Annotated in this window: 18 protein-coding genes, 1 tRNA gene and 1 pseudogene; 1 reads left to right on the forward strand and 19 read right to left on the reverse strand. The window is 66.3% G+C overall.

The features are described from left to right. Nucleotides 1-896: 896 nt before the first annotated feature. The 13 genes and pseudogenes from M5D76_RS06055 to M5D76_RS06115 all read right to left on the reverse strand — a co-directional run bounded on the left by M5D76_RS06055 (nt 897) and on the right by M5D76_RS06115 (nt 11,698). On the reverse strand, nt 897-2,651 hold the full coding sequence (locus M5D76_RS06055; RefSeq protein WP_248922496.1) for a ClC family H(+)/Cl(-) exchange transporter: 1,755 nt from the start codon (nt 2,649-2,651) through the stop codon (nt 897-899). Between the two features lie 81 nt (nt 2,652-2,732). Then, complete coding sequence (locus M5D76_RS06060) at nt 2,733-3,266, reverse strand: adenine phosphoribosyltransferase (protein WP_248922497.1); 534 nt, start codon at nt 3,264-3,266, stop codon at nt 2,733-2,735. A gap of 134 nt (nt 3,267-3,400) precedes the next feature. Further along, nucleotides 3,401-4,123 carry a transcriptional regulator FtsR gene (gene ftsR / locus M5D76_RS06065; protein WP_248922498.1) on the reverse strand — a complete coding sequence of 241 codons (723 nt, stop codon included), beginning with the start codon at nt 4,121-4,123 and terminating at the stop codon, nt 3,401-3,403. A 3-nt stretch (nt 4,124-4,126) separates the two neighbouring features. Further along, a complete protein-coding gene (locus tag M5D76_RS06070) occupies nt 4,127-4,561 on the reverse strand; it encodes an FHA domain-containing protein (protein ID WP_248922499.1) in 435 nt (144 codons plus the stop codon). A gap of 45 nt (nt 4,562-4,606) precedes the next feature. Continuing rightward, on the reverse strand, nt 4,607-4,987 hold the full coding sequence (locus M5D76_RS06075; protein WP_248922500.1) for a RidA family protein: 381 nt from the start codon (nt 4,985-4,987) through the stop codon (nt 4,607-4,609). Then, nucleotides 4,984-6,216, reverse strand: coding sequence for a MalY/PatB family protein (locus tag M5D76_RS06080; RefSeq protein WP_248922501.1), 1,233 nt, complete (start codon nt 6,214-6,216; stop codon nt 4,984-4,986). The genes M5D76_RS06075 and M5D76_RS06080 overlap by 4 nt, the downstream gene beginning before the upstream one ends. A 503-nt stretch (nt 6,217-6,719) precedes the next feature. Beyond that, a complete protein-coding gene (locus tag M5D76_RS06085; protein ID WP_248922502.1) occupies nt 6,720-6,890 on the reverse strand; it encodes a helix-turn-helix domain-containing protein in 171 nt (56 codons plus the stop codon). Between the two features lie 42 nt (nt 6,891-6,932). Next, nucleotides 6,933-7,085: pseudogene (locus tag M5D76_RS09165) on the reverse strand (DUF2442 domain-containing protein); the annotation flags it as partial. A gap of 205 nt (nt 7,086-7,290) precedes the next feature. Next, nucleotides 7,291-8,121, reverse strand: coding sequence for a hypothetical protein (locus M5D76_RS06095; RefSeq protein WP_248922503.1), 831 nt, complete (start codon nt 8,119-8,121; stop codon nt 7,291-7,293). Then, the gene (locus M5D76_RS06100; protein ID WP_248922504.1) at nt 8,118-9,281 is read right to left on the reverse strand and encodes a D-alanyl-D-alanine carboxypeptidase family protein; all 1,164 of its coding nucleotides are present in this window, start codon (nt 9,279-9,281) and stop codon (nt 8,118-8,120) included. Before M5D76_RS06100 ends, M5D76_RS06095 begins: the two co-directional genes overlap by 4 nt. Before the next feature lie 18 nt (nt 9,282-9,299). Continuing rightward, nucleotides 9,300-10,037: a CDP-alcohol phosphatidyltransferase family protein gene (locus M5D76_RS06105; RefSeq protein WP_248922505.1), complete on the reverse strand. Its 738-nt coding sequence runs from the start codon at nt 10,035-10,037 to the stop codon at nt 9,300-9,302. Nucleotides 10,038-10,073: 36 nt separating this feature from the next. Beyond that, on the reverse strand, nt 10,074-11,162 hold the full coding sequence (locus M5D76_RS06110; protein ID WP_248922506.1) for a tartrate dehydrogenase: 1,089 nt from the start codon (nt 11,160-11,162) through the stop codon (nt 10,074-10,076). Nucleotides 11,163-11,356: 194 nt separating this feature from the next. After that, complete coding sequence (locus M5D76_RS06115) at nt 11,357-11,698, reverse strand: MGMT family protein (protein ID WP_248922507.1); 342 nt, start codon at nt 11,696-11,698, stop codon at nt 11,357-11,359. Between the two features lie 161 nt (nt 11,699-11,859). On the opposite strand from M5D76_RS06115, the gene M5D76_RS06120 reads away from it, so the two are divergent. After that, entirely contained in the window at nt 11,860-12,366 is a 507-nt protein-coding gene (locus M5D76_RS06120; RefSeq protein ID WP_248922508.1) for an acyl-CoA thioesterase, read from the forward strand. Nucleotides 12,367-12,415: 49 nt separating this feature from the next. On the opposite strand, the gene M5D76_RS06125 is transcribed toward M5D76_RS06120, so the two are convergent. From M5D76_RS06125 to M5D76_RS06150, 6 genes are all read right to left on the reverse strand, one after another. Next, nucleotides 12,416-12,589 (reverse strand): eL43 family ribosomal protein, encoded by a 174-nt coding sequence (locus M5D76_RS06125; RefSeq protein WP_248922509.1) that lies wholly within the window; start codon nt 12,587-12,589, stop codon nt 12,416-12,418. Nucleotides 12,590-13,230: 641 nt separating this feature from the next. After that, entirely contained in the window at nt 13,231-19,284 is a 6,054-nt protein-coding gene (locus tag M5D76_RS06130) for an InlB B-repeat-containing protein (RefSeq protein WP_248922510.1), read from the reverse strand. A gap of 396 nt (nt 19,285-19,680) precedes the next feature. Next, nucleotides 19,681-19,757: transfer RNA gene (locus M5D76_RS06135), tRNA-Pro, on the reverse strand. A gap of 109 nt (nt 19,758-19,866) precedes the next feature. Then, nucleotides 19,867-20,244: a DUF1667 domain-containing protein gene (locus M5D76_RS06140; RefSeq protein WP_248922511.1), complete on the reverse strand. Its 378-nt coding sequence runs from the start codon at nt 20,242-20,244 to the stop codon at nt 19,867-19,869. 2 nt (nt 20,245-20,246) lie between these two features. After that, the gene (locus M5D76_RS06145; RefSeq protein ID WP_248922512.1) at nt 20,247-21,638 is read right to left on the reverse strand and encodes an NAD(P)/FAD-dependent oxidoreductase; all 1,392 of its coding nucleotides are present in this window, start codon (nt 21,636-21,638) and stop codon (nt 20,247-20,249) included. Continuing rightward, complete coding sequence (locus M5D76_RS06150; protein ID WP_248922513.1) at nt 21,631-23,112, reverse strand: NAD(P)/FAD-dependent oxidoreductase; 1,482 nt, start codon at nt 23,110-23,112, stop codon at nt 21,631-21,633. The genes M5D76_RS06145 and M5D76_RS06150 overlap by 8 nt, the downstream gene beginning before the upstream one ends. Between the last annotated feature and the right edge of the window lie 12 nt (nt 23,113-23,124).

The raw sequence follows: 23,124 nt of genomic DNA on the forward strand, positions 1-23,124 counted from the left end.
TTGGATTTCATACCGGCCGGTTATGTCTTCCGTCTGGCATGCGGACTTGGATGGAGCCGAGCAAGCCGCTATGCGAGGATGTCCATTTGAATCTGGCGATTTGGTTCTGAGAGTTGTGGGGCTGACGGCTATCGCGGATGTCGGATGAGGGCTGGATCTGACTCGCGAGCCATCGGATCGCTCCATGGCGTTGCGAGGGACGGGTTCGGCTGGACGACCGTGCGTCTTCGGACACAAACTTGTTCAATTCTTGTCTCTGGTGCACGATAGCCGCTGAAAAGCCTGAAATTCCATGGGTAAATACTCATCTTTTGAATTCCAACGCGAAATACGGGCTCTCAGAGCCTCGTTTGTATTTGCGCAGGTAGATAGGGGTGTTTTCGCTCAGTATTGCTTGAAACGGCTCATTTTGGAAGAAATGAGGGGTATTTGGGCCGCGTCGCGCCAGGTGGGTCCGAATTCTTGGGCCATCTGGATTGAGTTCATGTCTCGCGTCGGCCTAAGGTCGACTTCGGCTTGCCATCCGGTTCCGAAGATGACCAAGCCTTGGCGCCGAACCGTTTCGAGGATGGGCAAAACGAGACGTGTCAGATCCGGGGCTTCGGGCGGACACGGATACCTGAAACGGGATCAGTGGGATGCGCCATGGGACTCGACGGACTCGAAGCGTCGTCGCGAATTGGGTTTCACGGTTAGTTGTTGTGGCGCGCGCCGATGGTGCGGGCACGCGACTCATGCATGACGTAAGGCATGTGGCAGCGTCGAGAGACATGCTGTAAAGGGGTGTGTCTGCGCAGGTGGAAGGCTCTTCTCGGCTCCTGAGAGCCCTATAAAACCGTGATAATATATCTTATGTAAAGTAAGAGAAAGAATCCCCGAAGGCGCCTCTGAAGGGCCTAGGAGCGGTCGCCCCCCTTCGACTTGGAGGCCAGGACCGAGAGCGCGGCGCGGATGCGTGACGAGCGCGGCTCCCAGCCGCCGTCGAGCGAGCCCGCGAGCATCTGACGGGCACGCAGAAAGCCGTCGTCGTCCGTGGCGGCATCGGTCATGAGGATGACCTCGTCGAGCGCCATGAGCCGCGTGTCCCCCGTGGGCGTGATGTCGGCGCCGGCGCGGGTCACGAGCACCACGCGGACGCCGCGGGGCCAGTCGATGTCGGCGAGCGTGAGGCCGTCGACCGCGGAGTCCGCACCGACGGTCACGGTGTGCAGGGCCTTCTCCCCCGACGCGTCGCTCTTCTCGGCGTTGAAGACCTTGGTCTTGCGGATGCTGTCGAGAAGGTTGCCGACGAGGTGCTCGTAGAACGGGTCGGTCTGCGTGAGGTTCGCCGTGACGTACGAGATGATCGAGACGATTGAGACCGAGAGGAGCGCGTCAAGGCTGCCCGTGAGCTCGAAGGCAAGCACGACGGCCGTGACCGGCGCGCGAACGACCGACGCGAAGAGGCCCGCGATGCCCAGGACGAGGAAGTTGGGGATGAACTCGGTGGGCAGGCCCGTCGCGAGCGTGGCGCCGTCGGCGAAGAGGTAGCCCACGAGCGCGCCCATGACGCAGAGCGGGAAGAGCGTGCCGCCAGGCGCGCCCGAGCCGAAGGATATCGTGGTCAGGACGTACTTTCCGACGAGAAGGGCCGCCACCGTGGCGATGGGCATGACGCCGGGGCGCATGATGGCGCGTACGATCTCGTCGCCGCCGCAGGTGAGCTCGGGCCAGGCGAACGCGGCCACCGAGGCGAGCGCGAACGGAATCGCGAGGCGCGCGAAGGGCACGTGGCGCGAGATGCGCGAGAAGAGCCGCTCCGAGCACGCGAACATGCCGCGGTTATGCGCGACGCCGGCCAGGCCGCAGAAGAGGCCGAGCGCGATCACGTAGGGGTAGAAGCCGTGCGGCAGATCCTTTGCGAACACGAACTGCAGGACCGGCTGGACGCCGAGGACCTGCGACACCAGGAAGTCGGACGAGACAGCCGCCGCCATGACGCTGATGAGCAGGGGCGCGCTGAACTCGCGGTGAATCTCTTCGAGGGCGAACAGGACGCCCGTGAGGGGAGCGTTGAACGCGGCCGACATGCCGGAGGCGGCGCCGCAGGTGACGAGCAGGCGCTCCTCTCCCCTGCCGCGGCCGATCGCGCGCGAGACGGCCTTGCCGGCCATGGCGCCGAGCTGCACGCTGGGACCCTCGCGCCCGAGCGAGAGCCCGCCCAGGCAGCACAGGGTGCCCTCGACGAACTTGCCGGCGATCACGCGATGCCACGGCATGTCGAGCGAGCCCATGACCTCGGCGTCCACCTGCGGGATGCCCGAGCCTTGGGTGTTGGGCTCCCAGAGCATGAGGCGCGAGACGATGGCGCAGACGAGAAGAGCGGCCAGAACCCAGATCGCGACGAGCGCCGGGGTCTGGCGGACGGCCTCGGTTGCAAGGCGCAGGGCGCCCTCGGCGCCGGAGAGCGCCATGCGGTAGAGCGTGACGACGGCGCCGCCCGCGAGGCCCACGAGCAGGCCCTCGACCACCATGTACACCTGGAACCTGCGCGAGAGCCGCGTCTCGACCGTCGCCCGGGCCGAGGCGGAGGCTCCTCTCGCCCTGGCCTCGCCCTTGTTCTTGCCTGGCTCGGTGCCCGTGTCCGCGTCCGTGTCCGTGCCTTCCTGCATTGCTCGCCACCTGCTTGTCGTTCTGCCAAAAGAAAGGCGGCAGCCCTGGGGCCGCCGCCGGGTCCGTGCATTTCTCGGTCGCTAGTCGACCTTGATGAGGGTGAAGATCTCCTGCGAGAACTCCTTGCCGATGATCTCGCGCGGCTTGAGGAACGCCAGCTCGAGCGCGAATGCGAAGCCCACGAGCTCAGCGCCGGCGGTCTCGATCAGCTTGGCGGCCGCAACCGCGGTGCCGCCCGTGGCCACCAGGTCGTCGACGATGATCACACGGTCGCCCGGCTTGAGCGCGTCCTTGTGGATCTGCAGCTCGTCGGTGCCGTACTCGAGGTCGTAGCCCTCGGTGTACACCTCGCGTGGGAGCTTGCCCGGCTTGCGCGCGGGCACGAAGCCGACGCCCAGCGCGTACGCCACGGGCGCGCCCACCAGAAAGCCGCGCGCCTCGGCGCCCACGACCTTGGTCACGCCCGCGTCGCGGTAGTGGTCGGCGATGTCGTTGATGAGGCTGGTGAAGCCCTCGGAATCCGCCACGAGCGGCGTGATGTCCTTGAAGATGACGCCAGGCTCAGGATAGTCGGGAACGTCGAAGATGAGATCCTCGTACTCGTGAGTGGTCACGGTTGGTCCTTTCGTGCCGCGATCGGCTGTCGCGGGTGCGCCGGAGCGCCCCGCATTCAGACAGTTACCTTGAAAGTATACCGCTTACGAGAAGAGCCTGCGGCCGCGCTGGCCGGCGGCCCTCAATCCCCCATCTACTCCATCTCGCTGAAGGCCGAGCCCACGCGCTTGCGGATGAGCGCCTCGCGCACCTGGCCCGTGAGCACGAGCATGCGGGTAAGTGCCTGGCCGAACTGCTTGCGGCTCTCGTCGGTGAGCTCCATCTCGACGCCGCCAGCGCGCCTCGCGTACACCATAAGCGCCTGCTCGAAGATCGTGGTCTCGCGGTTGGCGGCCGTCACGTACTGGCGGAGGTTCTTCGGTCCCAGGCCGAAGTGCTGCAGCTCGTCGCAGACGCGGATGAGCGCGATGTCGCGGCCGTCCACAAGGTCGCGGCCGTGCGGCGAGCGCTTGAGCGTGATGACGCCGGCCTCGGCGAGCTGGCGCGCGAAGCTGACGGAGCAGCCGGCCACCTCGGGCATGCGCTCGATGGGATGGAGCTTGGAGGTGACCTCCTCGCTCTCCTCGGGCAGGGCGTAGCTCATGGCGCCATCGAGGTCGGCGGCCTCGCCCTCTCCCCCATCGAGCTGCTCCTTGATGACGGAGAGCGGTAGGAACCTGTTCTTCTGCAGGTAGAGGATGGTCTCGAGGCGGTGCACGTCGCCCTGGGAGTACAGGCGGTACCCCGAGGGCGTGCGCGACGGCGTGAGCAGCCCCTCGTCCTCGAGGTAGCGCACCTTGGAGATGGAGAGGTCCGGGTACTGCGGCCTGAGCCTCTTCACCACCTTGCCGATTGTGAGGTATCCGGCGTCAGCCATGCGTTAGTTTCCGGTCTCGATCCTCTGCGGGCGACGGTTGGTGTGGAACACCATGCGGAACGTGCCGATCTGGATCGTGGAGCCGTCCTTCAGCATCGCCTTGTTGACGATGGCGCCGTCGACCCACGTGCCGTTGAGCGAGCCCAGGTCCTCCACCGTGGCGAAGCCGGAGTCGATGCCCGAGAGGTCGATCTTGGCGTGGCGGCGCGAGACCGTCATGTCGTTCAGGAACACGGCGTTGCTCGGGTCGCGCCCGATGGTGACGTCAGGGTCGGTCAGCTCGAAGTTCGAGCCCATCTGCGGCCCCTTGACGATCGTCAGCGAGGGGTTCTTGGGACCCGCGTCGCGCATGAGGTCGGGCGAGGTCGCGTCTGAGGGCGGCATGCGGAAGATTCGCGTTGCGCCGTTGTCAGGCTCGGTGTTTCTCGTGGGCTGCATGTGTGGTCTCCCCTCTTAGCATCGTATGGCAAACATGATACACCCTCAGCGGCACGCGACGCAGTCCATCTGGATGAGTGCGCCCAGGGGAAGCCGCGACACCTCGACCACGGCTCGCGCCGGCGCGGGCGTGACGAAGTACTGCGAGTAGACCTCGTCGACCGCATCGAGGTCGTCCAGGTCGGCCAGGTAGATGGTCACCTTCGCGACGTCCGTGAGCGTGCAGTCGCTCTCGGCGAGAAGAGCATCCACGATCTCGAGGATGCGTGCGGTCTGCGCGCGGATCCCGCCCTCGACGAGGCGGTGTGGGTTGTCACGGTCACGACCGAGCTGGCCTGCGGCGAAGACGAGGCGTCCCGCCGTGGTCCCCTGCGAGTAGGGGCCGTCCGGCTCGGGTGCGTGCGGTGCGTTGATCGAGTACTTCATGCATTTCCTCCATAGGTGCCGAGCTTGCGCTCACGTGCGGCGAAGGCCAGGCGCTCGAGCGCCTCCTCGAGGACGCCGCGCGGGCAGGCAAGGTTGATGCGCTCGAACCCGGCGCCCTCCTCGCCGAAGACGTACCCTTCGTCGAGGAAGAGCAGGGCCTCGGTCTGCATGAACTGCTCGAGTTCGCCGGCCGTGAGCCCCCAGGCGCGGAAGTCGAGCCACGCGAGGTACGTCGCCTCGAGCGGGAAGACCTCGACCTCGGGCATGTAGCTGGCGAAGAAGCCCTTCAGGAAGACGTAGTTCTCCCACACGACCTGGTTGAGCTCCTCGAGCCACTCGTCGCAGCGCGTATAGGCCGCGATCGTGGCGGGGTACGCGAACGAGTTGAGCCCGAAGACGCCCTGGATCTTGAGGCCGGTCGAGAACCGCTTGCGCAGCTCGTCGTCGGGCACGAAGGCCACCGAGGCCTGGCAGCCGGCGATGTTGAAGGTCTTGGACGGCGCCGTGAGCACCATGACGTGGTCGTATTCGCCGGCATCGGCCACCTGCATGATCGAGGTGTGCTTCTGGCCGGGCATGACGATGTCGCCGTGGATCTCGTCGCTCACGACGATGACGTCGTTCTCGACGCAGATGTCGAGCAGGCGCCTGAGTTCGTCGGCGCTCCAGGCGCGACCGACGGGGTTGTGCGGGTTGCAGAGGAGCAGCATCTTGGTCGAGGGGTCCTCGGCCTTGGCGCGCAGGTCGTCGAAGTCCATCTCGAAGCGATGGGAGCCGCTCTTCTCGGCGTCCTCGACGAGACGCAACGAGTTGGCGAGGAGCTTGCGCCCCGAGACCTCGACGGCATTCGTGAAGGGGCCGTAGACGGGAGTCTGGCAGATGACGGCGTCGTTGATGTCGGTGAGCGAGCGCACGGCCGTGTAGAGCGCGGGCACGACGCCCGAGGTGGTGACGACGAAGCGCCGGTCGGCGGGCCAGAGGTGGCGCCTGCGCTGCCAGTCGACCACGGCGTCGAAGAACTCGTCGGTCGGGGCGGCGTAGCCGAGGACCGCGTCGTCGAGCCACTCGTGCAGGGCCTCGATGATCTCGGGCGGGTTCACGAACTCCATGTCCGCGACGGAGAGCGGCACGATGCCGCGCGCCACGTTGGGATTCTTGTCGAGCATGTCGTTCCACTTGTACGAGCCCGACCGGCGCCTGTCGAGGCGGGTCGTGAAGTCGTAGGACATGATGGCCTCCATCTCGCTCTGTTCGCTATTGCTAGCATATCCCAGGGGGCTGGGCGCGACGGCGAAAGATTTGTCGCGTCGGCATGCGCGTGGTGGCGACGTACGAGGCGGCCGTCCGGGAGTGGCGATTGCTCAAATAACGAATTTGTCCCCGCCGATTACTCGTTTTACGGAAAAGTCACCCGAAATTACCGAGATTACGGAAATGACACCGACTGCGCAAGGCGAGTCGTCACGTTCCCGCTGGTACGGGCATTGCGCCAACTTTTGACGGCCCTTACCCGTGCGTCGATTCTGAAATCTCAGTAATCGGCGGTGTCAAATCTGAAATCTGAGTAATCAATTGCGTCCTTTCCGTAATCTCAGTAATAATCTGCGTCGATTCTGAAATCTGAGTAATCGGGGCGTCTCAGGTGGCTCCAGTCGTTGGTTACACAAGCAGCACTATTTATGTACGTATCCTCCAATGCTGTCTTAACGAACTGGAGAAGCCACCCGACCCATCAACCCAAAATCGGCTCGCCATACTCGCGCTCCATTGCGGCTCGCGTGACGAGCCACTGCTTTCCAAACTTGCGCGCATCTACACCCGAGACGATCTTGCCGTAGGAGACTGCCTTGCGCAGGGTCGATTCGCTCAGGCCCCAGAGCTCGCTCGCGTCGGCAAAGGACATGAGGTCGTCGAAGGGCGTCTCGATCGCGACCCCGTTCTCCCACAGCTCGTCGCACGAGAGGTCGAGGTCGTCGTTCCAGATGACCCCATATCCTCCCCTGGCGACCTCGACCGAGCAGAAGAGTGCCTCGTCACTCAGCTGCTTGAAGGCCGGAAGACGCGTCGACAGGGACGATGTGTCGTAAAGCTTCGTCGTCCCGTTGACGAACTACACGCTGAGCTGCTGCTCTGGAAGTGCAAACGCGTCCTTCACCTTGTGGAACATCATGTTGCCCCCTAGCCGAGCATCCGATGACTCACGAGTTCCGGTAACAAAACGAGGTGTATCACGATGACGTGACACACCTCGGCACAAATCGTTTTCCGTCAGCTATGAGGCGACGAACGAGAGTGAACTTCTCCTACTCCGCCAGGCCGCGCTCTCCGATGAAGCCGCCACCGTCGCGCATGAGGCCCGCTCCGGAAAGCTCGGCACGCGTGAGCTCCACGCGCTCGCCCGCAGAAAGCCTGCTCGCCCACGGCAGCGCCTCGCGCAGCAGCTCACGGGCACCATCGACGCCCAGCGGCGTCACGCTCTCGAACGAAAGCAGGCTGCGCCACATAACGCGCGCCATCGCGGGAGGGACGAGCAGCAGGTAGCAGGTCGCACCCAGAAGCTCCAGGCACGAGACGATCGTGGGGATCCGCCCGTCGAGCGCGGGGTTGGCAACCTGCCCGAGTCCGGGAAGCTCGCCCTCCTGCGCATAGTCGGAGAGGACCGCGTTCGCGCCGGCGCCCCAGAGCGCGAGCGGCACGAGCTTGCCCGACACGTCGTCGCAGTCGAGGCCCGCGTACGGCGCGAAGCCCTTCTGCTCGATCTTTGACACGAACGACAGCCACGCAGAGAGCGTCTCGCCGCGCTCGGACACGTCGAAGGCCAGGTACTCGTGCTCGCCCGTGCGCGCAACGAGCGGCGCCGCGGCAAGCGACCCGTCGCCCACGAGGGCGGCCTGGATCGAGCACTCCCCCACCGCCAGCGCATCTCCGGCGAACACGGCGCCGGCAAAGGCCTCGGCAGGTTCTCCTGACGAGAAGAGCATGGTCGCGCCCGAAAGGTCCACCAGGGCGGCACCCTCGCGTAGGGCAGCGCGCGAGTCACCTGCGGGATACGCGAGCGGCGCCTCCACGCCGTTCCAGACGCCCATGCGGGCGCCAAGTACCAGGTGCTCTTCGTGCAGTTCGGACTTGCTCATGCGGCAACCATCTCCGTCATGTTGACAAACAGGGGCAGTGCAAAGAGGTTGATGTCGGGCACGCCCACGACCGGGCGGCTCGTGCTGTAGACGACGTGCGCCACGGGGCGGCCGTCCTGCGTCCAGACGCCTGACCCCACGGCTGTGTGGGGCTCGAGCATCGACGCGCGCTGCATCGAGCGCTGGTAGCTGATGGGGCGGCCCGTGTAGCTGCGCCCCGACACGTTCCAGTCGGGATAGGTCAGCACCTTGCCCCAGAAGCCCAGGTCGTAGGTGGAGACGCGAACCGGCTGGATGCGACGGCCGAACGAGACGTGGTCGAAGTACTCGTCGTAGGCCCAGTCCATCAGGATCGCGGTGTCGTCGAAGCGCCCGGACGTGGTCTCGCAGCCCAGCACGCAGCTGAAGGTCTGCAGGCCGTACTGCTTGGAGGAGCCCAGAAACGTCGTGCCCGTGGAGACGGCGCCGGTCTTGATGCCGCACAGGCCACCGTAGGTGCCCATGAGGTCGTCGGTCGAGTTGTACGTGCGCTCGGTGCCGCCCACGGGGATCGTGACCGAGGGCGTGGTGACCGCCTGCGCGATGAACGGGTACTCGCGCAGGGCGTGGCGCCCCATGACCACGAGGTCGTGCGCGCTCGAGTAGTGCCCGTCGTCCTCGAGGCCGTGCGGGTTCTTGAAGTGCGTGTGCGTCATGCCAAGGTCGGCGGCCTTCTGGTTCATCTTCTGGACGAAGGCCTCCTCGCTGCCGGCCGAGGCGATCGCGACGTATGAGGCCGCGTCGTTTCCGGAGTAGACCAGCATCGCGAGCATCAGCTGGCGAAACGTCAGCGTGTCACCAGTCTTGAGGCCGATGAGCTGCGCGTCGGCCTGGTAGCTCAGATCGCGGTCGATCGTGACCGTATCGTCGAGCGACTTGCCCGAGTCGAGCGCCACCATCGCGGTCATGACCTTCGTGATCGACGCCATGGCCATCTCCTGGTCGGCGTTCTTGGCCGCCAGGACGGTCCCGTTCTGGTCCTGGATCTCGTACGCCTGCGCCTCGCTGACCTGCGGCTCGCTCGTCGCTTTCGCCATCGCGCGAACGGGCGCGCACGCAAGCGCCCCTGCGCACGCAACCGTGCACAGGGCGAGGGCGACAGGACGCGTCAATTTGTCCATTGCAGTGTTTCCCATGCTCTAGAACTCGCTATCGATGCGGTGCCCGGCCTTGATGGCCTCGCGCCTGAACTTGAAGAACTCCCCGGTGTAGATGACCGCGGTCGCCGCCGAGAAGAGCACGCCTAGGTACACCACGAATATTCCCAGGCAGGACGGCGTCCCGTTGAGACCCGGCAGCCACGACGCGTTGACGAGCCCGAGCCCCTCGACGCGCGGCATCCCCAACAGCATGAGCGAGAAGCCCGTCATGAGCAGGGCCGTTGCGATCTTGCCCACGTAGGACACGTCGATGGGGCGCCCGCGGTACTTTTGGAGGATGACGCCGCCCAAGAACAGGTACGCGTCTCGCCCGATCACGAAGACGGCGACCCACACCGGCAGCTCGCCCGTGAGAATCAGTCCCAGCACGCCCGTGAACAGCAGGACGCGGTCCATCACGGGGTCCATCATCTTGCCGAGCCAGCTGACGGTCTGCGTGCGACGCGCGATCTGCCCGTCCAGGAAGTCGGTCACGGCCGCGATCGCGTAGAGCGCGAGCGCGAGGTAGCGGTTCTCGTGGCGCACGAACAGCACCAGGAACGCGATCGTAAGCAAAAAGCGGCAGAACGTGACCAGGTTGGCCACGGTGAGGATCTCATGAGAGGGGTTGTTGGGCGTGCCCACCGGGTCGGTGGTGCCGCGCCTCTGGGCCTCGAGCGCGTCGGGGTCGAGCTGGTTCTTTACGCTCTGCTTGAGCTCGTCTTTGGTCTTTGGCACGAATGCCCCCTGTATGGTTTGACAACTCTCACCATGCTACCCGATTTCGCCCTCGGCATGCATGGCTTGAATCGCCTTCACCACGGCATCTCCCACCTCGGCCGTCGAGGCGGAGCCGCCCAGGTCGGGCGTGAGGCACGTCCCGTCCACCAGCACGCGCTCGATGGCGCCCAGCACGAGCCGCGCCCACGCGCCCTGCCCCACGTGGTCGAGCAGCTGGCTCGCGCTCCAGACCATGGCAAGCGGGTTCGCGATGCCGCGCCCCGCGATGTCGGGCGCCGACCCGTGAATCGGCTCGAACATCGAGGGGAACGCGCGCTCGGGGTTGAGGTTCGCGCCCGCGGCGAGCCCCATGCCGCCGGCGATCGCGGCGCCCAGGTCGGTCAGGATGTCGCCAAACAGGTTCGACGTGACCACGACCTCGAAGCGGCCGGGGTCCCTCACCATGAGCATCGACGCCGCATCGACCAGGTAGCTGTGGGTCTCGACGTCCGGGTACTCGCTCGCTACCTCCTCGAACACCTGGTCCCAGAAGACCATCGAGTAGTTCAGGGCATTTCCCTTCGAGATAGACGTGACGCTCTTGCCCTCGCGCCGCGCGAGCTCGAACGCGTAGCGAATGATCCTCTCGGTACCATGCCGAGAAAAGACGCCGTCCTGGATCACGACCTCTCGCGGGGTGCCGCGATACAGCCATGCCCCCGACCCGGCGTACTCGCCCTCGCTGTTCTCGCGGATGAACGTCATGTCGATGTCGGCGGCGTCCACGCCCGCAAGCGGGCACGGCGCACCCTTGAGCAGGCGCACCGGGCGCACGTTCACGTACTGGTCGAAGTCGTGGCGGATGCGCAGCAGCAGGTCGCGCAGGCTCACGTGGTCGGGCACGCCGGGGTAGCCCACCGCACCCAGGAAGATCGCGTCGAAGCCCGAGAGCCGCTCGATGCCGTCGGCGGGCATCATCTCGCCCTCGCGCAGGTAGTACTCGCAGCCCCAGGGGAACTCCGTGTAGTCGAAGGCGAACGAGCCGTCCAGCGCGCTCACCGCGTCGAGGACCTTGACGCCCTCGGCCACCACCTCGGGGCCGATGCCGTCGCCGGGAATGGTCGCGATCTGGAAGGTCTGCATGCTCACTCCAACCGGTAGCCGGCGCCGCCCGCAGGGCCGCGCCCCATCTGACTGTGCTCGTCGTGCTGGCGAGCCCCGCCAAAAGGGCTCATGCTTTATATACACCACGCGCCGACCCGAGCCCGCGCCGCGCGCCGACCCGCAACGACCACGTTACGTTTCACGCCCGCGGCCTCGCCCGTGCCGGTGCAGCCTCACGCACCGACCTCCCAGCGGCAGCGCGCGAGGTCGACCTTGCCCGAGGGCAGAAAGGCCACGCCCTCCTCCGCGAGCATTCGACGCTGCTCGTCCTCTCCCCCGAAGGCGAACCCCGCGGCAAGCCGCCCGTCGGCGAACACGACCCTGTGGCACGGGACGCCTCCTGCCATGCCGGGACTCGCGTGCATGGCAAATCCCACGTAGCGGGCGCGTTGCGGCATGCCGAGAAGAGCGGCTACCTGGCCGTAGGTCACCACGCGGCCGCGCGGCACCTGGCGCACCACGTCGTACACGCTCTCGAAGAACCCCTCGCCCTCGCAGCCGCCATTCGCGCCCATGGCCTCTCCCTTCGCCCTCGCTGCTTGCGAACAGTATGGCGCAGCTCCGCTCGCAAGGCCATGCGCCAACCCGGCACGGCCCCGACGCCGCCTGCCCCGTGCGCGACCGCGTCGCACGCCCTATAGTGGTAGCGCACACCACGTACGGAAGGCAGGACCCCATGGCTGACCAGACGCTCGGACCCGACGCCTCTCGCCCCGCGAAGCGCGTGGCAGACTCGCGCACCATCGTGACGCGCAACGTCACCGAAAGCGACATGAACGGCCAGGGCCGCCTCTTCGGCGGACGCCTCATGGAGTGGATCGACGAGGCCGCCGGCATCGCCGCGCGCCGCCACTGCGGCGGCAACGTCACCACCGCCGCCGTCGACCAGCTCGTCTTTCACCGGCCGGCCTTCAGAAACGACGTCGTCGTCATCGTCGCAAGCGTCACGCACGTGGGCCGTACCTCCGTCGAGGTGCGCGTCGACTCCTACGTCGAGGACATCGCAACCTCCCGCCGCGAGCTCCTGAACCGCGCCTACCTCACCGAGGTCTATGTCGGCGAAGCCGGCCGCCCCACTCCCGTGCCCTTCTCGCTCACGTTCTCCAACGACGCCGAGCAGGACGAGTGGCGCGCGGCCGAGCAGCGCCGCCGCCGTCGCGCGCAGGACCGCGACGAGGCATAGGGCCGCAAAGCCGCCCGCGTGCGCAAGGGACCCCACTGCCGCAGGGCCGCTAGGCCCGCTCGGTCCAGGTGTGACCGCACTTCCTGCAGTACCAGACCCTGAGCGTCCCGCCCATGCCGTCGGGCATCTCCTTGGTGCAGACCACGTCGTCGCTGCCGCACTGCGGGCAGTCGGGCTGCGCCAGGTATGCGTCGAGCGCCTCTCCCGAGATCTCCTCAGCCATCACGCGACTCCCCTCTGCCGTCTGCGCCCTCCGCCTTAAAGCACAAGCTCGCAGTCACAATCCGCCGAGACGGCATGTAGTGGTTTGCGAAGATGATACTGCGCCCAGGCGGGCAGACTTCGGCCCAAGGCTGCGTGCGGCCGCCACAGCCGTCGAATGGCTCCTCACACTCGCGGGCGGCACGAGGCCCGTTCCACAGCGAAGAAAGAAGGCCGGACGCACGTCGTCGCACGCCCCGCCAACATCCAACCGAGAATTCGCTCGCTACGCGTCCTTGGAGTGATGCTCGCCAATCTGGTAGTCGTCCACGTGCTCGAACATGTAGTGCACCGTGATCTGGTCGTCGACGGCCTTCTTGTGCGCACGCTGGCGCTTCTCCCCCACGAAGGGCATGCTGATAAGAGCGGGGCGGTCGGCGCCCGCGAACGCCTCGCGGCGAGCCCCGCTGGGTCGTTGAAGCCGGTCACGTGCGTCTCGACGCCCATCTCGGCGTACGGAGCAAGCGACGCCTCGCTGCAGCCTCAGAAGATGAGGTCCTTCTTGTCGACGAGCGTCAGCAGCACGCAACCTTCGAATATCGCCACTCTTCGACCGCAGGTGGCAATGATGGATAGATGTTGTTGAAAGCCGTCTCGCAAAGGCTAGCGGCGAACGCGACGAATTCGCAGGGCAATGGTGGCAGCAAGGGAAGCAACCCCGAGCATGGCGATTGCGGGTGCTACGGACCCAAGGGGGTCACCTGTGGCGGGCGTGAGGGCCGCACCGGTCTTACGATACCCTGCGGTGGTAGAGCCATCCTCAAGAGTGGCCACGACATCCGGTGGCGCCGGATCCGTTGTCGTCTCATCCGGGGATAGGGGGTCAGGTGTGGGATCTGGGACGACCTCCCACTGGGCATAGAGGATGTCTCCACCAAGCGAGAGAGTAATCGTGTCGCCAGGCGCATAGGTCTGCCCCGATCCGTCTGGCTCGGTGTTCCAGCTCGCGAAGACAAATCCCTCACGTGTGAAGACGCACGCTGCTACCGTGACGGACTCGCCCTGTCGTCCAGGACGGGCGGACATGGATCCGTCGTCGGCGCCGTTGCCATCATAGGCGAGCTCGCCCACGGGGTCCCACTGGGCATAGAGGACGTCTTCTCCGGGGCCCAGGCGGTATTCGTCGCCGGGCGCATAAGCATCGCCCGTGCCGTCAGGCTTGGTGTTCCATCCCACAAAGCGGTGGTCTGGCCAGTCGTACCCGCTCTTCTCGACTGTGGCGACGTCTCCCGTGGCGCCCTCGAAGGTTGGTGTGTCGCCGCTGGCGATCTTGGAATTGGGAAGGTAGGTGAGCGTGTCGGCGCTGACCGTAAAGGGCACGAGCGCCGTGAGACCGGTCCAGTTGGTGGCCTCGTCAACGGTGGCGCGCATGACGTAGGAGCCGGGCGTGGTGGGCAGGTCGGGCGACCAGGGGTCTTCCGCCTGGGCATCGAGCGGACCGACCGGCTGAGGACCCCTTGACTGGGTGTCAAGTGCGCTCGCGTGAGCGAAGGCGAGGTAGGGCTCGCCGAAGCGGGACCGTGCGACAGGAGTGGGGACCTCCTGGCCGAGGATCCAGCTCGCGATGGCAGGTGCGACGGTCCACTCGTTAGTCGCGCGGTCGACGATGAGCGTACCGTCCTGGTAGGTGATGTCGTAGTTTCCGTTGGTGGTGAGGCCCGAGGGGCGAATCTGGTAGGTGCCGGCCGAGCTGCCGCGAAGGTAGGTGCAGGCGAGCGAAAGCGCGCCGGTGAGGATCGAGGCGTCCTCGCCGGGGGCGAATGAGTCGAAAGTCGCCGTGTAGGTGGGCGCGTCGTCCTGGTAAGTGACGCGGGCATCGTTGGCGGAGATGCGAAGCGGCCGCGGGGTGATGGCTGCGGTAGTTGCGGGCGGCTGCCCCTCGAGAACGTAATTTGAGGCACTTGCGCCTGCAAGCGAGAAGCCGTCGAAGCTGACTTGGAGACCCTCGCCAGCCGCTGCGCTTGCAAACGTCGCATTGCCGGAAGCGACGATGAGGTCGTCCGTGGGAAGCGGACCCGACTCTGCGACGCCTGGGACCGCCGCAAGTGCAGGGGAACCCAAGGGAATCGCCGCAGCGGTTCCGTCATACACCTTGTCCATCGCGGACATTCCCTCGATCCGCACGGGTCGTGGGGAGACCGTGAGTGAGACCGCCGGGCTTGTGGTGCCCTCGTAGTCGGAGGTGCCCTCGATACGGGCACGCGCCCAGTACGTGCCTGCGGACGTGGGTGAATCTGGCGAGTAGGAACCACCCTCGGTGGTGGAGTACTCGACCATGGCGCCCTCGACACCGAAGCCGGCCGTGACGGTCGGAAGGGCGTGCGCCTCGCCATAGGTCCAGTCGTCGACCGAGACGGTGGCGGCGTTGGAGGCCTTGGTCACGTGCCATTCGTGGGAAAGGCCCTCCGCTGGCAGCGTATAGTTGGACGCCGCGATTCCGGCGAGGCCCGTGGCGATGGCCGTGTACGAGCCGGCGTGAATCTCCGAGGTGCCCATGGCGTCGACGGTGACGACGTCACCCGCGAGCAGATTGGTTACGGTCGCACCGACATAGGTGCGGGTCTCGCCCGTGTAAGGCAGTCGGTCGGCGTCGGACCAGGAGAGACTGGCCACGCGGCGCACGACGGAGAGGGTTCCCGCGCGGTATGTCAGGGCGTAGTTTCCGGCCTGGGCGAGGCCGGACGGCCGGATGTAGTAGGTACCCACGGGGCGACCGGGCTCGTAGGCGTCGCCTGACCCGTCGGGGCGGGTGTTGTAGGTATAAGTGGGAGCGAGGCCCCCGAGGTCGTCCTCGTCGTCACCAACAACGAAGCCCGAGAAAGAGACGGCTTTGTTGTCCGGGACATCGCCATAGGACACCTGCGCGGGATTAGCCGTAACGGTGAGAGGCGCGGGTGCGATTGCGACCTCGCGGCTGCCGGTGACGGCGTCGGCATCAGGCTGGTATTCGTCGGTGCCCCTCACGTAGTAGTACACAGTCGTGGTGCCGGCATCCGTGAGCTGGGGAGACGTAGTCTGGCCCAGGGCCTCGTAATTCTCGGCAGTGAGCGGGACGGTGGCGTAATAGACCCGCGCGCCAGCAGCAGTCGACTCGGGAGGCGAGAGCGTGACCGTGGCTTGGTGAGGCTGGCCGTCGTAGGTGCCGGAGAAGCCACTGGCCGTGACGAGCAGCGTGGCAGCACTGACGGTGTAGGTGCCCGCGACCACGGTGACGGCGTAGTTCGCGTTTGGCTCGTAGTCCGCGAGGATCTGATAGGTGCCCGTGGCGTTGGTATCGATCGCGACGCGATCTCCCGTGGCGTTTGCGGTGTAGGGCGCGATGATGCCGAGGTGGTCGGCCGCGACGCGGGGCGGCGACACATCGTAGGTGAGGTCGGCGACGTCCTGCCCCATCTTACTTGCCTTGTCGGAAAGCGTAATGGTGGTGGGCCTGGGCGCGATGGCGAACTCGAGCGTGACGGGATCGGAGAGGGCGTAGTCCCCCGAGCCCGTGACGGTGACGCGCGCCGTGCCCGCGTCGACGTTGCCCTCGTAGGCAAGAGTGTAGTCTGCGTCAGGCGCAAGGGAGGTGCCGTCCCATCCGACGACGGAGGGTGCGGGCTCGTGGGCACTGCCGTCGTAGGTGAAGGAGGCGTCGAGGGTCGCCGAGAGCTGGTTGGCCTCCCACTGGGCGTACAGGGTTGAGGGGGCGGCGACCGCCACGGCCTCGCCGGGAAGGAAGGTCGCGCCCGTGCCATCGCGGTTCTCGCTCCAGCCGACGACGTGGTAGCCGACGACCTTGTCACCTGCGACTGTGACAGGCAACGTGACGGAGGCGTTGGCGCGCGTGGCTTGGAGCGTGGAGGTAAGCTCCTCTCCCCCGGCACCTGGCGGGAAGTTGGAGACGAGCGTGAGGGCGGGTGCACCCTCCTCGGTGTCCTCGGGGCGAGCGTTCGGCAGAGCCGTGCCGTATACGGCGAACAGGTCGGTATTTGACGTGATCGCAAACGAGGGACCAACGAGCCGGGCGGTGTTGCCTCGTACGGTGGACCAACCCATGAAGGGCTCGGTCTGGGTGGGGTCCGTGGGTGCGGGCGCGACCGCGACGCGCGCGCCGTAGGTGTAGGTGAAGTCGTCCATGCCGGGTATCGCCGAGCCGACGGCCGTGTGGAAGGAGACCTTGCAGGTGCGGCCGCGGACCCACTTGGCATATAGGGTGGTTGTGCCCTGGACCGTGGAGGAGGCGAAGTTCCAGGGGTCGGTGAGGCCTGGGTCGCGGAACCAGCCGGCGAAGGTGTACTCGAGGCCACCCTCGATGCGGGTGGGATTCGCGGGTCGCGTGAGGAGCGAGCCGCTCTCGACGTCGGCGTAGGTGAGGCTGGTCGCATCCGGCGAGAGGGTCGCACCCTCGGAAGGCTCGAGGGTGCCGCCGTTAGCATCGAACGTCACGTCATAGGTCTCGGGCTCCCAGGCGGCGTAGAGGGTGTAGTCGGAGTCGATCATGGTGGAGGAGGAGAGATCGATCGCGAAGGCGTCAGACGTCGGGAGCTGCCAGTTGTCCGCCGCGAACGCGTCGGAGTACCAACCCCTGAAGGCGTAGGTCACGCCACCTTGGTTGCGCTTGGTGGAGGCGTCGAAATCGGGAGCGTACTTCCGGAGGTACTGGCCGTACTGGATGTCGTAGCCCGCAAGGTGCTCGGCGTCGATTGGGGAACCGGCGCAGTTGCCGAAGCTGAGGTGATAGCGGTTGCGGACATGGTAGGTATCGTAGTAGAGCGTGTATGCGTCGCCACCCAGGGTGTAGCCGTACACGTCCTCCTGCCAGTCCGCCGTGCGCCCGGAGCGGTCGAGAGGCGTGGGCGACCCGTTGGTGATGGCGACCTGACCGGTGCCGCCGCCGGAGCCAATGACCTTGTAGTAGTTAATGCCATGAGTCTGGGCACGCATGTCGTTAACAGTCTTGTCAAGCTCGAACGTGAATGTGCCAGCCGAGAGGTTGAGCGTCTTGGCCTCTGGCGAAGGCTCTTCTCCGTCAAGGAGATCCATGTATCTGTTGGTTACCTTGGCGTACCTGCAGGTTCCCTCCGAAAGGACCATGTTGACCGCAGAGCCGTCGGCGACACCGAGCATGCCGGGGATTGATTGCGGCCTGTTCCAGTAGGTGTGCGGAGTGGACGTAGACTCGCCCTCGCCGAACGCGCGGGTCTGCAGGTTCCAGTAGATGTAGCGCTCAATTCCGCGCGAGGGGTCATAGGACTCCTCAAGCTCGCCATACTTTACGAGCTTTGGTCCGAACACGACGGCGCCCCCACGTGTTGTCAGCCTGAGGTTGTAGCGATTGCGGAACCAGTAGACGTTGACGGACGTGAGGCCATCGCCAGAGATCGTCTGCTCCTCCCATCCCGTGAGGTCGGTTCGCGAGGCAAGCTCCTCGGGGGTGGCACGGTGGTAGAACGACAACGGGCTCGAGGCGTCCTGCGTGTCGGTGAGCTCGCCAGTCGTACCGGTCTGCTCGACGGCGCTGAGCATGCCGAAGGTTCCCTCGCCAGGGCCGCCGTCGTCGCCCTCCATGAGGTTGACGATATTGTAGGTGGTATCGGTGCGGGGCAGCCACTTTGCGAAGACGGTGGTGTCGTCAGTGATGGTGACGTCTGCGTCGATGCGATGCTCGAGTTCGGCGTCCGAGTACCAACCTTCGAGGGTCCAGCCCTGCCTCCAGCCGCGATAGGCGGGATCGAACTCATGCGTTTCGGGGTCATAGGAGTCTCCGGCGAGCGTCTCCTCGGTGGGAAGGGACGCAAACGGCAGCGTGCCCAAGCCCGAGCCCGCGTCCCGGACAAAAAGGTTCTCGATGAGCGGCGAGCCCTCGCCCGTGTCGAGCTTGACCCAAAAGCCGGTGGAAAGCGTCGGATAGAGGTCGAAGTCTGCCGCCAGGTCGTCTATGGTCGCGTCCGTTGTGTACGTGGCCGAGGGCGTCTCGGCCTCTGGCGTCGCATAGGCCTCCCAGCCGACGAGTTGGGCTTCCACACCTTCCACGAGAGGAGTGAAGATGCGAGACGCAAGCAAGAGGTCGATCGATCCGGAGGCCAGGCAGACATACGACATGACCTCAGTGAGGGACGAGTCCTCCCTACACTGCTGGCGCGAGTACTGATGGAAGCGAACGGCATGGCCGTCGACGAAGGAGGCATCGGCAGTGACGTGGTGCAGGCTCTCCGCGTCGGCGGTTGTGCCACCCGAGAGCGCGGTAATGTCTTCCGGGGTGAGCGTCCGTCCGAGACGGGCGGAGATGTCCGATCCGGCGACCTCCCAATGGGCAAAGGCCTTGCCGGGGCGCGAGGAGGCAGGCGATTGCGGGGGCTCCAGCACGTCACCGGCGCGCACGACCCTCGTGAGAAGTGTGACGCCCTCGCTCTCGAAGGTGACTTGCACGCGAACCTCGGCGTCGTCTCCCGTCACCGGGTAGAGCGAGGAGCCCTGGGCCATGGGCGACAGGGAGCCTGTGTCGGAGTCGGACTGGGTGGCAGGCTCCTCTCCCCCGCCTGCGCTTGCGTCAAGCGACGGAGGCTGGGCGTCTGGGATGGACCATGCGGGCGTTGGGACGAGGCTCACCGCGAGGGCGAGCGAGGTCACGGCGCAGAGGATGCGCGTCAGGACGTTGTCTCGACCTGGCCTCATGCTGCACTCTCCCGTCGACGGCGCTGGGTGCGCGGTGCGATGGCCCGCGGCGCGCTTGAATGCCGATAGATATGCCTAGTGTATTCCAGTAGGTCAAGTGGATGAGACGGTGCATCGGCTGACATGCAGAAACGCGCTCCAGGCGACAGCATTTGAGGCTGCTCTTACGAAAACTCGTCTGCTCGCTAGGCAGTGCGCAGTCAATTGCCGTCTCGCGATCACCAATGACGATGCCGTCACCAGACTGATGCGATATTAGGCATTGAGATGCAGCTTGCATAGAATCGGCGTACAGGTGAATCTAAACAACCTACAAAATGTCACCCACTGTCACCCAAAGGCCGATTTTGTATAAAAAAGAGGCCAGAGGATTTACCCTCTGACCTCGTGTTTTTCTGGTCGGGTGGACTGGATTCGAACCAGCGACCCCTTGACCCCCAGTCAAGTGCGCTACCAAACTGCGCCACCACCCGAAGATGTCAGGCTTGCGCCTGCGGTTGAATACATTAACACCCGACCCCGCCACAGGCAAGGAGAAATTTGCGCCATTTTGAAAGTTTGTGGTTTGGGCAGGTTAGGAGCCTAGCAGTTCTTGGTTGCGACCACATTTACGCCCGTGCCGCACACGTTGGGCACAATCACGTCTCCGATGCGCACGGGGGCCTCCACAGAAACCACGCGAAGCGCATCGATCACGCCTCGGACGCAATCGCGCGGGACGTCTTCGGCGGTCTTTACCGAGACCATCGAGCAGGTGGCCGAGCCGTGCACGGGCACGACCGAGGTGACCGTGCGCGTGGGGTTGGTGACCTCCTTGCGGGCGTACTCATCTCCCCTGGGGCAGGTGTTGCCCGTGACCGAGGTCACCTCGCCGTCCTCGAGCGTGACCGTGATGGCGCAGCCCTTGGGGCAGCGGATGCAGGTGAGCGTGCGGACGTCGGCCGCGGTGTCGTGCGCCATGACTACTCCTCCTCGAGAAGGACGCGGATCTTCTCGCCCGGGCGGGCGCCCTCGAGCTGCTTGGACACGAGAATGACCTCTTGCATCTCGCCGGGCGCGAGCATGGGGCGCAGCTTGTGGTAGATGCGCCTCTCCCCCACGTAGACCGAGACGTGGCGGTTCTCGAAGACGCCCGAGACGCGGAAGCGGACCTTGAGGGAGCGTCCCATGCGCGTAGGCGCGACCGTGGTGGGCACGGTGTAGCGGACGCCGTTCGCGCACTCGATTGGGAGCTCGAGGTCGGGCGTGGCAGGCGTTGCGGCAGGCGGATTGGCGTTGGCGTCGCGGAGTGCCTGGGCGTGGGCGGCGGCGCTCGCGCCGGCGTGGGCGGCCTCCTCGCTCACGTAGTCGACGAGGTCGTGGACGTGGAGGACGTTGCCGCAGGCGAAGACGCCGGGCACGCTGGTCTGGAGGCTCTCGTTGACGAGCGGGCCGCGCGTGGTCGGGCTGATGCTCACGCCGGCGGCACTGGAGAGCTCGTTCTCGGGAAGAAGGCCGACGGAGAGCAGCAGCGTGTCGCACTCGATCCGGCGCTCGGTCCCGGGGATGGGACGTAGGCTCTTCTCGTCCACCTGGGCGATCGTGACGGCCTCGACGCGGCGCTCGCCCTCGACGTTGACGACGGTGTGTGAGAGGAGCAGCGGTATGTCGAAGTCGTCAAGACACTGGACGATGTTGCGCTTGAGGCCGCCCGAGTAGGGCATGACCTCGGCGACGCAGGCGACCGTCGCGCCCTCGAGCGTGAGGCGGCGGGCCATGATGAGGCCGATGTCGCCGGAGCCGAGGATCACGACGCGGCGGCCCGGGAGCTGACCCTCGATGTTGACGAGGTGCTGGGCGCAGCCGGCCGTGTAGACGCCGGCGGGGCGCGTGCCGGGGATGTCGAGGGCCCCGCGGGCGCGCTCGCGGCAGCCCATGGCGAGGACGACGGAGGCGGCGCGCAGGTGGAAGACGCCGCGCTCGGCGTTGACGCAGCAGACGTCGATGGGGTGCGTTGGGTCCGCGGGGGTCGTGGAGTCGGCGGGCGTCGACGGGTTGGAGTCGGCGTCGGTTCGGCGGATGTCGAGGACGGTGGTCTTGAGGAGGCGCTCGATGTGGCGCTCGTCGGCCTGGGCGATGAAGCGCGCGGCGTACTCGGGGCCGGTGAGCTCCTCCTTGAACGTGTGGAGGCCGAAGCCGTTGTGGATGCACTGGTTGAGGATGCCGCCGAGGCGGTCGTCTCGCTCGACCATGACGACGGAGTCGCTTCCGGCGTCGCGGGCGGCGATGGCCGCGGCGAGGCCCGCAGAGCCGCCGCCGACGATGACGACGTCGTAGGTGGCGAGCGCGGTGGACGTGATGGCGGGGCTAGGCATCGAGACCACCTCCCCTCGGCGCCTTGACGGGCGCGACGCAGTACTCGGAGCCCGGGCCTGACTTGGTGACGGAGAGCAGGTCGAGGTCGGGGTGCTCCTCGCAGAGGATCTGCAGGACGCGCGGGGTGCAGAAGCCGCCCTGGCAGCGGCCCATGGTCACGCCGAGGCGGCGCTTGATCGCGTCGACGGAACGGGCGCCGCGCCGGCAGGCCTCGCGGATCTGCCCCTCGGACACGACGCAGCAGCGGCAGACCAGGGTCCCGTAGGCGGGGTCCGCCTGGATGAGCGCGCTCCACTCGTCCTCTGAGACGATATGGAGGTTGACGTAGCCCTTGCGGTGCGGGTCGAAGTCGGCACGCTCGGCGAAGGCCGCGGGGTCGTTGCGCGTGAGGACGTCGCCGCAGATGGAGGCCACCATGCGGCCGATGGCTGGGCTCGCCGTAAGGCCGGGGCTCTCGATGGCCGCGCAGTCCACGAAGCCGGGGGCGTCGGCGGCCTCGCCGATGAAGAAGTCGTGCTCGGCTCGGTGGGCGCGAAGTCCCGAGAAGGACGTGATCGTCTCGCGGAAGGGGATGTCGCGGACCGTGAGGGCGGCGCGCTCGCGCACGGTCGCGAGGCCGGCGGCCGTGGTCTGGGTGGCGCGCTTGCCGTCGACGTCGTCGGCCGTGGGGCCGACGAGGAGGTTGCCGTGGACCGTGGGCGTGACGAGGACGCCCTTGCCCATGGGACCGGGCAGCATGAAGACGGTGTGCGCGACGTGGGTGCCGGCCGTCGTGTCGAGCAGCTCGTACTCGCCGCGGCGGGGCTGGATGGTGAGGGTCTCTGCCGACGCCATGTTGTGGATCGTGTCGGCGTCGACGCCGGCGGCGTTGACGACGCAGCGGGCGCGGAAAGTGCCGCGGTCGGTCGTAACGGTCCAGGTGTCGCCGTCGCGGGAGAGTGCGGTCACCGGGGCGTTGAAGGCGAACTCGACGCCGTTGGCACGGGCGTTCTCGAAGAGGGCGATCGTGAGGCCGAAGGGGTCGCAGATGCCGGCCGTGGGCGCCCAGAGCGCGGCGACGGCCTCGTCCGAGATGTTTGGCTCCATGCGGAGAAGCTCTTCTCGCTCGACGATGCGAAGGCCCTCGACGCCGTTTTGGCGACCGCGCTCGAGGAGGGTCTCGAGGCCGGGGCGGGCGTCGTCGGAAGTGCAGACGACGAGCGATCCGATGCGCATGAAGGCGAACTCGAGGTCGCGCTCGAGGTCGTCGAAGAGGGCGTTTCCCTCGACGTTGAGGCGGGCCATGAGCGTGCCGGGCCGCGCGTCGAAGCCGGCGTGGACGATGGCGGAGTTGGCCTTGGAGGTGCCGCAGCAGACGTCGTCGGCGGCCTCGAGCACGAGGAAGCGGCCCTCGTGGCGGGCGAGTTCGCGGGCCGTGGCGCAGCCGCTCACGCCCGCGCCGATGACGATGACGTCGTAGATGATGTCTTGCACGCGTGCTCCCTG

The sequence above is a fragment of the Olsenella intestinalis genome, from assembly GCF_023276655.1.
In the GTDB taxonomy this organism is placed as follows: domain Bacteria; phylum Actinomycetota; class Coriobacteriia; order Coriobacteriales; family Atopobiaceae; genus Olsenella_J; species Olsenella_J intestinalis.

Bases quoted from the DNA above. Each gene is read 5' to 3' on its own strand.
- M5D76_RS06055 (WP_248922496.1), bottom strand. From the start codon at position 2,651: ATGCAGGAAGGCACGGACACGGACGCGGACACGGGCACCGAGCCAGGC.
- ftsR (WP_248922498.1), bottom strand. From the start codon at position 4,123: ATGGCTGACGCCGGATACCTCACAATCGGCAAGGTGGTGAAGAGGCTC.
- M5D76_RS06070 (WP_248922499.1), bottom strand. From the start codon at position 4,561: ATGCAGCCCACGAGAAACACCGAGCCTGACAACGGCGCAACGCGAATC.
- M5D76_RS06075 (WP_248922500.1), bottom strand. From the start codon at position 4,987: ATGAAGTACTCGATCAACGCACCGCACGCACCCGAGCCGGACGGCCCC.
- M5D76_RS06080 (WP_248922501.1), bottom strand. From the start codon at position 6,216: ATGTCCTACGACTTCACGACCCGCCTCGACAGGCGCCGGTCGGGCTCG.
- M5D76_RS06085 (WP_248922502.1), bottom strand. From the start codon at position 6,890: ATGTCCTTTGCCGACGCGAGCGAGCTCTGGGGCCTGAGCGAATCGACC.
- M5D76_RS06095 (WP_248922503.1), bottom strand. From the start codon at position 8,121: ATGAGCAAGTCCGAACTGCACGAAGAGCACCTGGTACTTGGCGCCCGC.
- M5D76_RS06100 (WP_248922504.1), bottom strand. From the start codon at position 9,281: ATGGACAAATTGACGCGTCCTGTCGCCCTCGCCCTGTGCACGGTTGCG.
- M5D76_RS06110 (WP_248922506.1), bottom strand. From the start codon at position 11,162: ATGCAGACCTTCCAGATCGCGACCATTCCCGGCGACGGCATCGGCCCC.
- M5D76_RS06115 (WP_248922507.1), bottom strand. From the start codon at position 11,698: ATGGGCGCGAATGGCGGCTGCGAGGGCGAGGGGTTCTTCGAGAGCGTG.
- M5D76_RS06120 (WP_248922508.1), top strand. From the start codon at position 11,860: ATGGCTGACCAGACGCTCGGACCCGACGCCTCTCGCCCCGCGAAGCGC.
- M5D76_RS06125 (WP_248922509.1), bottom strand. From the start codon at position 12,589: ATGGCTGAGGAGATCTCGGGAGAGGCGCTCGACGCATACCTGGCGCAG.
- M5D76_RS06130 (WP_248922510.1), bottom strand. From the start codon at position 19,284: ATGAGGCCAGGTCGAGACAACGTCCTGACGCGCATCCTCTGCGCCGTG.
- M5D76_RS06140 (WP_248922511.1), bottom strand. From the start codon at position 20,244: ATGGCGCACGACACCGCGGCCGACGTCCGCACGCTCACCTGCATCCGC.
- M5D76_RS06145 (WP_248922512.1), bottom strand. From the start codon at position 21,638: ATGCCTAGCCCCGCCATCACGTCCACCGCGCTCGCCACCTACGACGTC.